Source organism: Pseudomonas sp. MS01C9 (assembly GCF_058202755.1).
Map to the genome: position 1 here is coordinate 197,611 of NZ_CM177073.1, position 12,248 is coordinate 209,858.

At 59.7% G+C, this 12,248-nt stretch carries 11 protein-coding genes and 1 pseudogene; 4 read left to right on the forward strand and 8 right to left on the reverse strand.

The window, feature by feature from the left end:
• Positions 1-111 precede the first annotated feature (111 nt).
• On the forward strand, positions 112-633 hold the full coding sequence (gloA, locus tag AC1M7R_RS00880; RefSeq protein WP_072430586.1) for a lactoylglutathione lyase: 522 nt from the start codon (positions 112-114) through the stop codon (positions 631-633).
• A 178-nt stretch (positions 634-811) separates the two neighbouring features.
• Here the strand turns inward: gloA and ahpF are convergent, their stop codons facing one another.
• The 4 genes from ahpF to galU all read right to left on the reverse strand — a co-directional run bounded on the left by ahpF (position 812) and on the right by galU (position 5,848).
• Positions 812-2,374, reverse strand: a complete 1,563-nt coding sequence (gene ahpF, locus AC1M7R_RS00885; RefSeq protein WP_072430587.1) for an alkyl hydroperoxide reductase subunit F — start codon at positions 2,372-2,374, stop codon at positions 812-814.
• A 124-nt stretch (positions 2,375-2,498) separates the two neighbouring features.
• Positions 2,499-3,062 (reverse strand): alkyl hydroperoxide reductase subunit C, encoded by a 564-nt coding sequence (gene ahpC, locus AC1M7R_RS00890; protein WP_490610161.1) that lies wholly within the window; start codon positions 3,060-3,062, stop codon positions 2,499-2,501.
• A gap of 230 nt (positions 3,063-3,292) precedes the next feature.
• Positions 3,293-4,648 (reverse strand): glutathione-disulfide reductase, encoded by a 1,356-nt coding sequence (gene gorA, locus AC1M7R_RS00895; protein ID WP_072399036.1) that lies wholly within the window; start codon positions 4,646-4,648, stop codon positions 3,293-3,295.
• Between the two features lie 360 nt (positions 4,649-5,008).
• Positions 5,009-5,848 carry a UTP--glucose-1-phosphate uridylyltransferase GalU gene (gene galU, locus AC1M7R_RS00900; RefSeq protein WP_072399037.1) on the reverse strand — a complete coding sequence of 280 codons (840 nt, stop codon included), beginning with the start codon at positions 5,846-5,848 and terminating at the stop codon, positions 5,009-5,011.
• A 233-nt stretch (positions 5,849-6,081) separates the two neighbouring features.
• Between galU and AC1M7R_RS00905 the strand changes: the two genes are divergently transcribed.
• Entirely contained in the window at positions 6,082-6,294 is a 213-nt protein-coding gene (locus AC1M7R_RS00905) for a hypothetical protein (RefSeq protein WP_072399038.1), read from the forward strand.
• A 34-nt stretch (positions 6,295-6,328) separates the two neighbouring features.
• Here the strand turns inward: AC1M7R_RS00905 and AC1M7R_RS00910 are convergent, their stop codons facing one another.
• On the reverse strand, positions 6,329-6,679 hold the full coding sequence (locus AC1M7R_RS00910) for a hypothetical protein (RefSeq protein WP_072399039.1): 351 nt from the start codon (positions 6,677-6,679) through the stop codon (positions 6,329-6,331).
• A gap of 202 nt (positions 6,680-6,881) precedes the next feature.
• Here AC1M7R_RS00910 and AC1M7R_RS00915 point away from each other — a divergent pair, with 202 nt between their 5' ends.
• Together AC1M7R_RS00915 and AC1M7R_RS00920 are read left to right on the forward strand one after the other, a co-directional pair.
• Positions 6,882-7,184 carry a DUF1883 domain-containing protein gene (locus AC1M7R_RS00915; RefSeq protein WP_072459631.1) on the forward strand — a complete coding sequence of 101 codons (303 nt, stop codon included), beginning with the start codon at positions 6,882-6,884 and terminating at the stop codon, positions 7,182-7,184.
• Positions 7,185-7,216: 32 nt separating this feature from the next.
• The gene (locus AC1M7R_RS00920) at positions 7,217-7,387 is read left to right on the forward strand and encodes a hypothetical protein (RefSeq protein WP_092182102.1); all 171 of its coding nucleotides are present in this window, start codon (positions 7,217-7,219) and stop codon (positions 7,385-7,387) included.
• 91 nt (positions 7,388-7,478) lie between these two features.
• Here the strand turns inward: AC1M7R_RS00920 and AC1M7R_RS00925 are convergent, their stop codons facing one another.
• The 3 genes and pseudogenes from AC1M7R_RS00925 to AC1M7R_RS00935 all read right to left on the reverse strand — a co-directional run bounded on the left by AC1M7R_RS00925 (position 7,479) and on the right by AC1M7R_RS00935 (position 12,194).
• Complete coding sequence (locus AC1M7R_RS00925; RefSeq protein WP_490610162.1) at positions 7,479-8,732, reverse strand: hypothetical protein; 1,254 nt, start codon at positions 8,730-8,732, stop codon at positions 7,479-7,481.
• Positions 8,733-8,959: 227 nt separating this feature from the next.
• A pseudogene (locus AC1M7R_RS00930) lies at positions 8,960-9,175 on the reverse strand (DUF6124 family protein); the annotation flags it as partial.
• 100 nt (positions 9,176-9,275) lie between these two features.
• Positions 9,276-12,194 (reverse strand): RCC1 domain-containing protein, encoded by a 2,919-nt coding sequence (locus AC1M7R_RS00935; RefSeq protein WP_490610163.1) that lies wholly within the window; start codon positions 12,192-12,194, stop codon positions 9,276-9,278.
• Positions 12,195-12,248 lie beyond the last annotated feature (54 nt).

Below are 12,248 nucleotides of genomic sequence, written 5' to 3' on the forward strand. Positions count from 1 at the left end.
TTGGCGTTGCCGCGTCCCTTGCGTATCATGCTGCAAGCCATTCAGCGCAGCCCCAGAACCGTCGCGATCCGCTCTGCGGCGCCGTCTGCCTCACTTCTTTTTGGAGGGCCCATGAGCCTGCACGAACTCGAACACTTCCCGGGCGTCACCGCCCAACCCGATGCCGCCACGACCCACTACGTCTTCAACCACACCATGCTGCGGGTCAAGGACATTACCAAATCGCTGGACTTCTACACTCGGGTTCTGGGTTTTTCCCTGGTGGAAAAACGCGACTTCCCGGAAGCCGAATTCAGCCTGTATTTCCTGGCCCTGGTGGACAAGCGCCAGATCCCGGCCGATGCCGCGGCACGCACCGAATGGATGAAGTCGATACCAGGCATCCTGGAACTGACCCATAACCACGGCACCGAAAACGACCCGGCGTTCAGTTACCACGACGGCAACACCGACCCGCGCGGGTTCGGTCATATCTGCATCTCGGTGCCGGATGTCGTCGCGGCCTGCGAACGCTTCGAAGCACTGGGCTGTGACTTCCAGAAGCGCCTGAACGATGGCCGCATGAAAAGCCTGGCGTTCATCAAGGACCCGGACGGCTACTGGGTCGAGATCATCCAGCCAGCGCCACTGTAAGCTGCACTGATGCCTCTTGTGGGAGCGAGCTTGCTCGCGATGAGGGCAGCACATTCAGCATTGAGGCAAGCTGCCCCGCCGCCATCGCGAGCAAGCGCCCTCCCACAGAATGATGGGCGATAAAAAAACCCCATGAGCCAAGGCTCATGGGGTTTTCCTTTTGCCCGCGATCGGCCGCTCAGGCCGGTGCGGAGGTGCGGATCAGGTGGTCGAAGGCTCCCAGCGAAGCCTTGGCGCCCTCGCCTACGGCGATCACGATCTGCTTGTACGGCACCGTGGTCACGTCACCGGCGGCGAACACGCCTGGGATCGAGGTTTCACCACGGGCATCGACCACGATCTCGCCACGCGGGGACAGTTCGACGGTACCCTTGAGCCAATCGGTGTTGGGCAACAGGCCGATCTGCACGAAGATGCCTTCCAGCGCCACATCGTGTACTTCTGCGCTTGGACGATCCTTGTAGCGCAAGCCGTTGACCTTCTGCCCGTCACCGGTCACTTCGGTGGTCTGGGCGTTGGTGATCACCGTCACGTTCGGCAGGCTGTGCAACTTGCGCTGCAACACGGCGTCGGCACGCAATTGCACATCGAACTCCAGCAAGGTGACATGGGCCACGATGCCCGCCAGGTCGATGGCGGCCTCGACACCGGAGTTGCCTCCGCCGATCACCGCCACGCGCTTGCCCTTGAACAGCGGACCGTCGCAATGCGGGCAGTACGCCACGCCCTTGTTGCGGTATTGCTGCTCGCCCGGTACGTTCATTTCGCGCCAGCGGGCGCCGGTCGCGAGGATCACGGTCCTGGCCTTGAGGCGCGCACCGCTGGCGAACCTGACTTCGTGCAGCTCGCCCTCTTTACCCGGCACCAGCGCATCGGCACGTTGCAGGTTCATGATGTCCACGTCGTACTGCTTGACGTGCTCTTCCAGGGCGACAGCCAGTTTCGGCCCTTCGGTTTCCTGGACCGAAATGAAGTTCTCGATGGCCATGGTGTCCAGCACCTGGCCGCCGAAACGCTCGGCCGCCACCCCCGTGCGGATGCCTTTGCGAGCCGCGTAGATCGCCGCCGAAGCACCGGCCGGGCCACCGCCGACCACCAGCACGTCGAAGGCATCCTTGGCGCTGATCTTCTCGGCCTGGCGTTCGATGCCGCTGGTGTCGATCTTGGCGAGAATTTCTTCCAGCCCCATGCGGCCCTGGCCGAAGTTCACGCCGTTCAAGTAGATGCTCGGCACCGCCATGATCTGGCGTTCGTCGACCTCGGCCTGAAACAGCGCGCCGTCGATGGCGACATGGCGGATGTTCGGGTTCAGCACCGCCATCAGGTTCAGCGCCTGGACCACGTCCGGACAGTTCTGGCACGACAGCGAGAAATAAGTCTCGAAGTTGAATTCACCCTTGAGGGAGCGGATCTGTTCAATGACTTCGACACTGGCCTTCGACGGGTGGCCACCGACTTGCAGCAGGGCCAGCACCAGCGAAGTGAATTCATGGCCCATGGGGATGCCGGCAAAACGCAGGCTGATATCGGCTCCCGGGCGATTCAACGAAAACGAAGGCTTGCGCGCATCGTTACCGTTGTCGAGCAAGGTAATCTTGTCGGAGAGACTGGCAACGTCTTTGAGTAAAGCGAGCATTTCCTGGGATTTCGCACCGTCGTCGAGGGATGCAACGATCTCGATCGGTTGGGTGACCCGTTCCAGATATGACTTCAACTGAGCTTTAAGATTGGCGTCCAACATACGGGCGATTTCCATTTTTTGAATTTCAGAAAAAACAACGCCCGAGCGAATCTCGCCCGGGCGTTTTTTGTGGGCGGTGCGGCTTACTCAGGTGCGGATGACCGCCCTCAAGGAACTCACGGTCTTAGATCTTGCCGACCAGGTCCAGGGACGGAGCCAGGGTGGCCTCGCCTTCTTTCCACTTGGCTGGGCAGACTTCGCCCGGGTGAGCGGCGACGTACTGAGCGGCCTTGACCTTGCGCAGCAGCTCGGAAGCGTCACGACCTACACCGCCGTCGTTGATTTCAACGATCTTGATCCGACCTTCAGGGTTGATCACGAAGGTGCCACGGTCAGCCAGGCCGACTTCTTCGATCAGTACGTCGAAGTTGCGGGAAATCACGTGGGTCGGGTCGCCGATCATGGTGTACTGGATCTTGCCGATGGCTGGCGAAGTGTTGTGCCAGGCAGCGTGGGCGAAATGAGTGTCGGTGGACACGCTGTAGATCTCCACGCCCAGCTTCTGGAACTCGGCGTAGTTGTCGGCCAGGTCTTCCAGTTCGGTCGGGCAGACGAAGGTGAAGTCGGCTGGGTAGAAGAACACGACAGACCACTTGCCTTTCAGGTCGGCGTCCGAGACTTCAACGAAATTGCCGTTTTTGTAAGCGGTAGCGGTGAACGGTTTGACTTGGCTGTTGATGATAGGCATCGATGTTTCTCCGTCAGGGTTGAAAAGTTGATGGAGTGAAGCTTACCCATTCATTCCCATGCTGGCTCATTGGCAAAGCTCATGCGAATAATTGGTTTTGGCTATCAGGAATCTCTATAGATAGAAGAACCCAAGCATAGAAGCTGCCGAAGGCCACGCTTCCCTATCTTGCGTCAGGGTGACGCAGGTCAAGAAAACGCAGCCTCCAGCCGTCGGGCCTCGCCAGTGGCTCAGGCGGTGGGGGTACGCATGGTGACGAACTCTTCGGCGGCGGTCGGGTGAACGCCGATGGTTTCGTCGAAGTCACGCTTGGTAGCCCCGGCCTTGAGGGCGATGGCCAACCCCTGGACGATTTCACCGGCATCCGGCCCGACCATGTGGCACCCCAGCACCTTGTCGGTCCGGGCGTCCACCACCAGCTTCATCAGCGTGCGCTCCTGGCTGTCGGTGAGGCTCAGCTTCATCGGTCGGAAGCGGCTTTCGAAAACCTGCACCTCATGCCCCTCTTCCCGCGCCTGCTCCTCGGTCAGGCCAACCGTGCCGATGTTGGGCAGGCTGAACACGGCCGTGGGGATCATCCGGTAATCCACCAGCCTGTACTGCTCGGGCTTGAACAGCCGTCGCGCCACCGCCATGCCTTCGGCCAGGGCCACGGGCGTGAGCTGCACACGGCCGATCACGTCGCCGATGGCCAGGATGGACGGTTCCTGGGTCTCGTACCTTTCGTTGACCTGGACAAAGCCTTTCTCATCCAGGGTCACCGCGGTGTTCTCCAGGCCGAGGTTATCGAGCATCGGTCGCCGGCCGGTGGCATAGAACACGCAATCGGTGGACAGGACGCTGCCGTCCTTGAGCGTGACCTCAAGGCTGCCATCCGCCTGCTTGTCGATGCGCTGGATATCGGCGTTGAACCGCAGGTCCAGGCCGCGCTGGGTCAGTTCCTGGGCCAAATGCTTGCGCACTGCGCCGTCAAAGCCCCGCAGGAACAGCTCACCGCGATACAGCAGGGAGGTCTGCGCCCCCATGCCATGGAAAATACCCGCGAACTCCACTGCGATATAGCCACCGCCCACGACGATGATGCGCTTGGGCAGTTCCTTGAGGAAAAACGCCTCGTTGGAGCTGATGGCGTGCTCACGCCCCGGAATGTCCGGGATCACCGGCCAACCGCCCGTGGCGATCAGGATATGCTCGGCGGTGTGGCGCTGGCCGTTGATCTCGACTTCGTGGGGGCCGGTGACCTTCGCGTGGCCTTCATGCAGGGTCACCCCGCTGTTGACCAGCAGGTTGCGATAGATACCGTTGAGGCGGTTGATTTCCTGATTCTTGTTGGCGATCAGGGTGGCCCAGTCGAAACTCGCCTCGCCGGCGGTCCAGCCGTAGGCCGAAGCCTGCTCGAAATCATCGGCGTAATGGGCCCCGTAGACCAGCAGCTTCTTCGGCACACAGCCCACGTTCACACAGGTACCGCCCAGGTAGCGGCTTTCCGCCACGGCCACCCTGGCCCCGAACCCGGCAGCGAATCGCGCAGCCCGCACACCGCCGGAACCGGCGCCAATCACATACAGGTCAAAATCATAGGCCATCTTCAATCTCCTTTGGCAGGCCATCAGCATACCCGCTGCTTCCACAGTGGGCAGCCACATTGAGTAACTTTGCCAAAGGATATGGGCACGAAAAACGAAAAAACCAGTGAGAGTTGACTCAAGAAGACAAAGCCGAGCGCGGCTCTTGTGGCGAGGAGATTTATCACCGCCGGGCTGTGCAGCGGCACTCCCCCATCGAAACTCGGCATGTGAACTCGATTGAGTGGTCAGCAGTGGGCCTGCCGTGCAGCCCAACGGGGATAAATCCCCTCGCGAATTTGTGGAGGAAAGCAGAATATTTTTTGCACATATAAAAACGCCCCGAACCAGTCGGGGCGTTTTTTCAAGGCACGGTGGCTATCAGTAGGCCTTGCCGGTCTTGTAGAAGTTCTCGAAGCAGAAGTTGGTCGCGTCGATATAGCCTTCGGCGCCACCACAGTCGAAACGACGGCCCTTGAACTTGTAGGCCATGACGCAGCCGTTCTGGGCCTGCTTCATCAGGGCGTCGGTGATCTGGATTTCGCCGCCCTTGCCTGGCTCGGTCTGTTCGATCAGGTCGAAGATATCCGGGGTCAGGATGTAGCGACCGATGATGGCCAGGTTCGACGGGGCATCTTCAGGCTTTGGCTTTTCAACCATGCTGTGGACGCGGTAGATGTCGTCGCGAATCATCTCGCCGGCGATCACACCGTACTTGTTGGTCTCCTGCGGATCGACTTCCTGGATCGCCACGATGGAGCAGCGGAACTGCTTGTACAGCTTGACCATCTGGGTCAGAACACCGTCGCCTTCCAGGTTGACGCACAAGTCGTCCGCCAGCACCACGGCAAAGGGTTCGTCGCCGATCAGCGGACGACCGGTCAGGATGGCGTGGCCCAGGCCCTTCATTTCGGTCTGGCGGGTGTAGGAGAACGAACACTCGTCCAGCAGCTTGCGGATGCCGACCAGGTATTTCTCCTTGTCGGTGCCCTTGATCTGGTTTTCCAGCTCGTAGCTGATGTCGAAATGGTCTTCCAGGGCACGCTTGCCACGGCCAGTCACGATGGAGATTTCATTCAGGCCCGCATCGAGGGCTTCTTCGACACCGTACTGGATCAGTGGCTTGTTCACCACCGGCAGCATTTCTTTGGGCATGGCTTTAGTCGCTGGCAGGAAGCGAGTACCGTAACCGGCTGCTGGGAACAAGCATTTCTTGATCATATGAATCCTTGTAAAGGCGGTGTGTACGACGAAATTCGGCGCAGTCTAATCAGGCTGTAGGCACCTTACAATGCCTGCACTGGCTAACCGATGCCATCATAGAGAAATAAACCGGCGGATAGTTCAATCGCCTTTCGTTTCCGGGGTTCAACGGTGTCCATTAAGCGTCCCGGGCACCGTTTGCGTGCATTTGACGTATCATGCGTCCTCGATTCCGCCAACGAGGCCAGCAGATGTCGGCACCACGAAACGCAAACGGTTATTCAGTCACCCAGGACAAGGACGGGCAATGGTGGATAGTCAACTACCACGGCGAACAGGTCGCCGGCCCCTTGCCCAGCAAGACGATGGCGGTGGAAGTGGCGGCGGTTTTCCAGGACGAACGCCCTGCCCCGGCGGCCAAGGAACGTGAACAGGCTCCAGCCCGCAGCCGCCGCAAGAAATGACCGAATCAGCCGCTGATGGAAAAAAACGTCTGGCTCAACCGGAAATGCAGGCGTTGGCCGCGTCCTGAACATCACCCGGGCGCACCGGCACATTGGACAGGCTTTCGTGCAGCTTGATGCCACTGCCGCTGGAACGCTCCTCGATGTCGAACACCGCAGCCGGAAGAGACGACAGTTTGCCTGGGACGATCAACCGCACGCCGTTCTTGTGAGGCTCCATCTGCAGTGCCCCGCGGCTGTCGGCCAGCCTGTCGGCAACACAGCGAGCGTACTCATGGGGCTTCTTGCCGGAGATGAAGCTCATGGTGGGCGGCGTCTGGTTGATGTCCGATACCGATGCACATCCACCCAAGGCCAATGCCAACACCCACACGCAACGCTTCATATCAATCCTCCGATAAAGACCCTCCGACAATGCAAACGGTGTTTTTCTCCGGCGCACGACGCTTTTTTTGTTCCACGCCACTGCATCATACGAACAAAGCCCCGGCGTGGGTCGGTTATTGGTCGCCGGTGCTGGTAAACTGCCCGCCTATCGCAGCCCCCTGCCGTTTTGATCGTGTAGAAAAGCCCTTCTGGAGGCGCCCATGAAATTCATCCACCAGCGCGAGCACCTCAACGAAGACGACATTGTTGTCATCGAATGCTCCCAAATGTGCAACATCCGCCTGATGAGCGACGCCAATTTCCGCAGTTTCAAGAATGGTGGGCGGCACACTTACCATGGCGGCGCGTTCGATAAATTCCCCGCGAAAATCACCGCCCCGAGCACCGGTTTCTGGAACATCACCATCGACACCGTCAGCCGCCGGGCCATCAGCGTCACGCGCAAGCCGAACCTGACCCACAAGATCAAGATCATCCGGCGCTCCAGCTCCAAACTGAGCTGAATATCGCCCACACTTCAACTGCAGGTAAAACCGTGGACCAGACGACCAAATACGTCATCAAGTACAAGCTCAATGGCGAGCGCCGTTTCGAATTCGCGCAACTGGAAACCGGAACCGAGGAAGAAGCCCGGGCCGTGCTGCAGGCGCAGCACGGCCAGGCCAACGATGAGATTACTGACGTCAAGGTCAGTAAGGCATTGTGAAGGGCTCGGGCTTTCGTGGCAGGGCAATGACGGGGACCCGTCGATCCCGGTTACGGCAGCCCGTCCAGCCCCTGTTTGCAGGGTTGATTGCTTAAAGGGCAGTTCCGAAGAGTTTGACCGTGGTATCGACGGTGATTCCTCCCTCCACTATCTCCTCACCCCTGGAGTCCTCTATCCGAGTGATCACAGGCTCTATCTCCGGCGCACCTTGCCCGATCACGGTCGCATGGGCCGTTTTTGAGGAACCTATCAGCGTCGCGCCCCTGAACAGCTTGTAGGACATTTCTACCGTGCTGTCCGGAATAACCTTGTCGTTGGGAATCTCCAGCACACAGGCCTGTTTCTGCCCAAAACCATCGGTTTCGACCGTTCCCGTGTCGCTGTAGGTGATATTAGGCTGGCCTGCCACCTTCGCGACGTAGGTCGCCTCGATCATATCCCCCGGCAGGAAACGTGAGTCACCGGTCAAGACAATCAACAGCAGCGGGTTGGTGCCCAGCTTGTCGAGGTCGATGGTGCTGGGATCGTCGGTTCCGTCGCTGGCCATTTCCCGCGGGATCGGCACCGGCAGTCGAAGACCGGCCTGGTCCACGTCCACGATCTGTACTGCCGAAAAGGGCGAGTCAAGGTCCGGCGAGTTGCCCAACTGGTCGGTGACCGTGAAGGAAAACATGAACTCGGGATGGTCCTCGCCCAGGTCGGCGCTGGTGACATCGAAGCAGATCGTGGTAGGCGTTGCCGAGCCGTGGTCCGGCGGCGCAGGAGCCTCGCTTTCCAGTACGGTACGAATCACATCCTTGCCGTTGCAATTGAGCCGGATGCGGTCGTGCGCCCGGCAATAGGGGTAACTCACACACACCGTCGCCCGGGTGAAACCCGGCCCTATGCCGTTCTTGATTTCATCCGGCAGGATCAATTCCAGCTCGGAATGCGCACCATCGCCGGGCGAGCGATCCTCGTTACCAGGGCGGATCTGGTTATACAGAATCTCCGCAGGAGGATCGGAGGTTTCAACGACACCGCTGAGGCGCCTTATGGTGTAGGTCAGTCGATTGACTGCGTTGGCCAATAGTTTTCCATGGGGAATGTACAGCTCCACCGTGTCGTCGGTGCCCAGCGTGTTCCGGTTGTCGATGTTCGTCTCGCCATTGAGGTTGATCGAGACATTCTCCCCGCCTGTCTGGTTTGTATAAGGCAACACCGCGACCTTGCAGCCTGCGGGCTCCTGGTCATAGATATGCTTGGGCACCCCGAAATCTCCACCCACCACAGGGCGAGTGGCGCGCGGCAGGTCGGGTTTCTCCAGAAGCACGGTCTGGTCGGCGGGTGTCGATGAAGGGGGCATGATCGAGGTCCTCATAAATGACGCGTCAAGGCGTGGAGATATGAGAGCGCCGATGTGTAAGGGCTGGCTACTGTCAGTACTGACAGGTGAGAGCAGGTTTAAGACGAGCGGCGAGCTGGTTTCGTGGCAGCCTGCTCCCGCTCGGTTGCGCAGCGACCGCCCCACCGAGGGGGCCTGCTTCGCAGCCCGGCGGGAGCAAGCTCCCTCGCCATGGGTGGGACGGTCGTTCAGCGCAGGTTGCCGTTATCCAGCGCCTGGTTCGCCAGCAACCCGCCCAGTTCGATCAACTGCTGGATGCCCAACGCCACATGCCGGCGCGAACCTTCCAGTTCGAAGGCCAGGTCGCTGATCATGGCATCGGCCGAGGCCAGGGTTTCGCTGAGGTTGGCGAGCAGGCATTCGGTATCGATGCCGTTCACCACGGTGAAGAGTTGGCCTGGAGGTGGTTCGGGCTAAGCTGAGTCTGTGAGAGACTGTTTTCTAGCTTCCACAGGATTCATTTCCAAACGCACCTCCTTTTGCCTCCTTTCATTCACTCATACGTCACGGTTGCTGTTGAGTCTTCAGCGCAGCGGCGCGCGATGCCGGGGTTGCAAGGTAGGAAATGTGGCCCCGTAGTTCACCGGCTGCTGCCCCTAGGTTTCCCCCGGCGGCAGCCAGTCCCCAGGTAACTACCCGTCCATCCGCTGTCAGTGCCGCAAATGCCTGGGCATTGGCATAGACTGCGCGGACATTGGTCAGTTGCCCCGCCACTGCGCGCGTATCACCACCACACGCTTGGTGTCCCCAAGCAACCACACTGCCATTGCTGCGCAAGGCCGCGAATGCTCCGCCGGTTGAACTCAATTGCACGATATCGTCGATTCCCCTGATTTCTACGGGTACATTTCCCCCCCAAGTTACGTTCCCCCAAGCAACAACCCGGCCGTTGGCGCGCCTCGCCGCAAATGCGCTGTTGGAGCCCGCCACTTCGACGATATCGCCGAGGTCCGCGATTGGTATCGGTACGGAGCTTCCGTAAGCGGTATTCCCCCAAGCCACGACGTGGCCATTGGCACGCCGTGCCACAAATGCTTCGGAGCTAGCGACAACTTCAACGATATCGGTGAGGGTTTGTATCGTGCTCGGCACATCGCCACCCCGAGTCACGTCGCCCCAAGCAACTATGTTTCCTGTGCGCAGACGTGCTGTAAATGCGAACTGATTGGCAACCACTTTTTCGATGTTGGAAAGGCCCGCAATTGCGTCTGGTACTTTGCTGGACGGATGCCCCGCCTGGCCCCAGGCCACGACCTGTCCATTGGCACGCCGCGCTGCAAATGCGACTTGACCTCCGATCACCTCAATGATGTCGTCCAAGCTCGCTACCTCTCTCGATACCGTACCTCCCTTGGCCATGTCTCCCCAAGCCACCACTTGATGGCTATTAAGAAGTGCCGCAAACGCGAACGCATTTCCATGCACCCTCACGATGTTTTTCAGACCTCCGATGTCCTGCGATACCGCGCCTCCCCAGGCAGGATAGCCCCACGCGACCACGGAGCCATTCGCGCGTCGGGCCGAGATTGCGGCTGCGGTCCGGCCCATTTCGACGATGTCGGTAAGCGTCCTGATGGTAGCTGGTACATCGCCGCCATATTCGAGAGCGCCCCATGCAACCACGCTGCCATTATTGCGACGCGCTGCGAAGGCGGATAAAGCGGTGGTAGGTGAGTTCACATTAAGATGAGCACTGCCACAGAAATTGGCCGGATTGATTCTAATCTGGTCATCAGCTATGCGAACCAACAGCAATCGCCACGCTTGGGTATCCTCGAAGCAGTTCCCTGAGGTCTCGTTGGTGTCACCTTCGTATTGCCATATCGCTTCCAGAGGCTGCAGCGTCGTAGCATCCATAGCCGTCAGACAAGCTGAATTTCCTCCCCACCACGTCTCCGAAGATTTTATGCGCGCACCCAGGACCAGCAGTCGCCCAGACCCTGCCTGTTGCCTTATATCGTAGACCGCCGACTCGGAAGGCACCGCTGACCCGCTACCTCGGCGCTGCAGCAGGTAGTCCAGCGTAATGGACCGATTGACGTTTGCCTCCACCACCGAACGCGGAACAGTTATCTCCTTGATCTTTCCCTCATCGCCAGCCACGACGCTGAAGGGCACCTCAATACTGCCAGCGCCAGGCAGACCAACCCAACGCACCAAGCCGGAGTCACCCTCCTTGAGGGCCGCTTCAATCGGAATCTGCACAGTGGCGCCGTTGGGCACACCAATAAGATGGATCTGTCCTCCAATAGCCTCTTTCACCGAAGGAGGTAGCAGGTTCTGCGCCGCTCCGATCACGGTCGCATGGGCCGTTTTTGAGGTACCGACCAGCGTCGTGCCCCTGAACAGCTTGTAGGACATTTCTACCGTGCTGCCCGAAATAACCTTGTCGTTGGGAATCTCCAGCACACAGGCCTGTTTCTGCCCCAAGCCATCGGTCTCGACCGTTCCCGTCTCGCTGTGGGTGACATTCGGCTGGCCTGCCACCTTCGCGACGTAGGTCGCCTCGATCGTATCCCCCGGCAGGAAGCGTGAGTCACCGGTCAAGATGATCAACAACAGCGGGTTGGTGCCCAGCTTGTCGAGGTCGATGGTGCTGGGATCGTCGGTTCCGTCGCTGGCGATTTCCCGCGGGATCGGCACCGGCAGTCGAAGACCGGCCTGGTCCACGTCCACGATCTGTACTGCCGAAAAGGGCGAGTCAAGGTCCGGCGAGTTGCCCAACTGGTCGGTGACCGTGAAGGAAAACATGAACTCGGGATGGTCCTCGCCCAGGTCGGCGCTGGTGACATCGAAGCAGATCGTGGTAGGCGTTGCCGAGCCGTGGTCCGGCGGCGCAGGAGCCTCGCTTTCCAGCACGGTACGCATCACATCCTTGCCGTTGCAATTGAGCCGGATGCGGTCGTGCGCCCGGCAATAGGGGTAGCTCACGCACACCGTCGCCCGGGAGAACCCCGGCCCTATGCCGTTCTTGATTTCATCCGGCAGGATCAATTCCAGCTCGGAATGCGCACCATCGCCGGGGGAGCGATCCTCGTTACCAGGGCGGATCTGGTTATACAGAATCTCCACGGGAGGGTCAGAGGTTTCGGGGATACCGCTGAGGCGCCTCACGGTGTAGGTCAGTCGATTGACCATGCCGGGCAGCAATTTTCCATTCGGTATGTAGAGCTCCACCGTGTCGTCGATGCCCAGCGTGTCCCGGTTGTCGATGTTCGTCTCGCCATTGAGGTTGATCGAGACGTTCTCCCCACCTGTCTGATTCGTATAGGGCAACACCAGAACCTTGCAGCCCGCGGGCTCCTGGTCATAGATATGCTTGGGCACCCCGAAATCGCCCCCCACCACGGGGCGAGTGGCGCGCGGCAGGTCGGGTTTTTCCAGAAGGACGGTCTGGTCGGCGGGTGTCGATGAAGGGGGCATGATCGAGGTCCTCATAAATGACGCGTCAAGGCGTGGAGATATGAGAGCGCCGAT

Excerpts from the sequence above, each read along its gene's own strand:
- gloA (WP_072430586.1), top strand. The coding sequence starts at position 112 with ATGAGCCTGCACGAACTCGAACACTTCCCGGGCGTCACCGCCCAACCC.
- ahpF (WP_072430587.1), bottom strand. The coding sequence starts at position 2,374 with ATGTTGGACGCCAATCTTAAAGCTCAGTTGAAGTCATATCTGGAACGG.
- ahpC (WP_490610161.1), bottom strand. The coding sequence starts at position 3,062 with ATGCCTATCATCAACAGCCAAGTCAAACCGTTCACCGCTACCGCTTAC.
- gorA (WP_072399036.1), bottom strand. The coding sequence starts at position 4,648 with ATGGCCTATGATTTTGACCTGTATGTGATTGGCGCCGGTTCCGGCGGT.
- galU (WP_072399037.1), bottom strand. The coding sequence starts at position 5,848 with ATGATCAAGAAATGCTTGTTCCCAGCAGCCGGTTACGGTACTCGCTTC.
- AC1M7R_RS00905 (WP_072399038.1), top strand. The coding sequence starts at position 6,082 with ATGTCGGCACCACGAAACGCAAACGGTTATTCAGTCACCCAGGACAAG.
- AC1M7R_RS00910 (WP_072399039.1), bottom strand. The coding sequence starts at position 6,679 with ATGAAGCGTTGCGTGTGGGTGTTGGCATTGGCCTTGGGTGGATGTGCA.
- AC1M7R_RS00915 (WP_072459631.1), top strand. The coding sequence starts at position 6,882 with ATGAAATTCATCCACCAGCGCGAGCACCTCAACGAAGACGACATTGTT.
- AC1M7R_RS00925 (WP_490610162.1), bottom strand. The coding sequence starts at position 8,732 with ATGCCCCCTTCATCGACACCCGCCGACCAGACCGTGCTTCTGGAGAAA.
- AC1M7R_RS00935 (WP_490610163.1), bottom strand. The coding sequence starts at position 12,194 with ATGCCCCCTTCATCGACACCCGCCGACCAGACCGTCCTTCTGGAAAAA.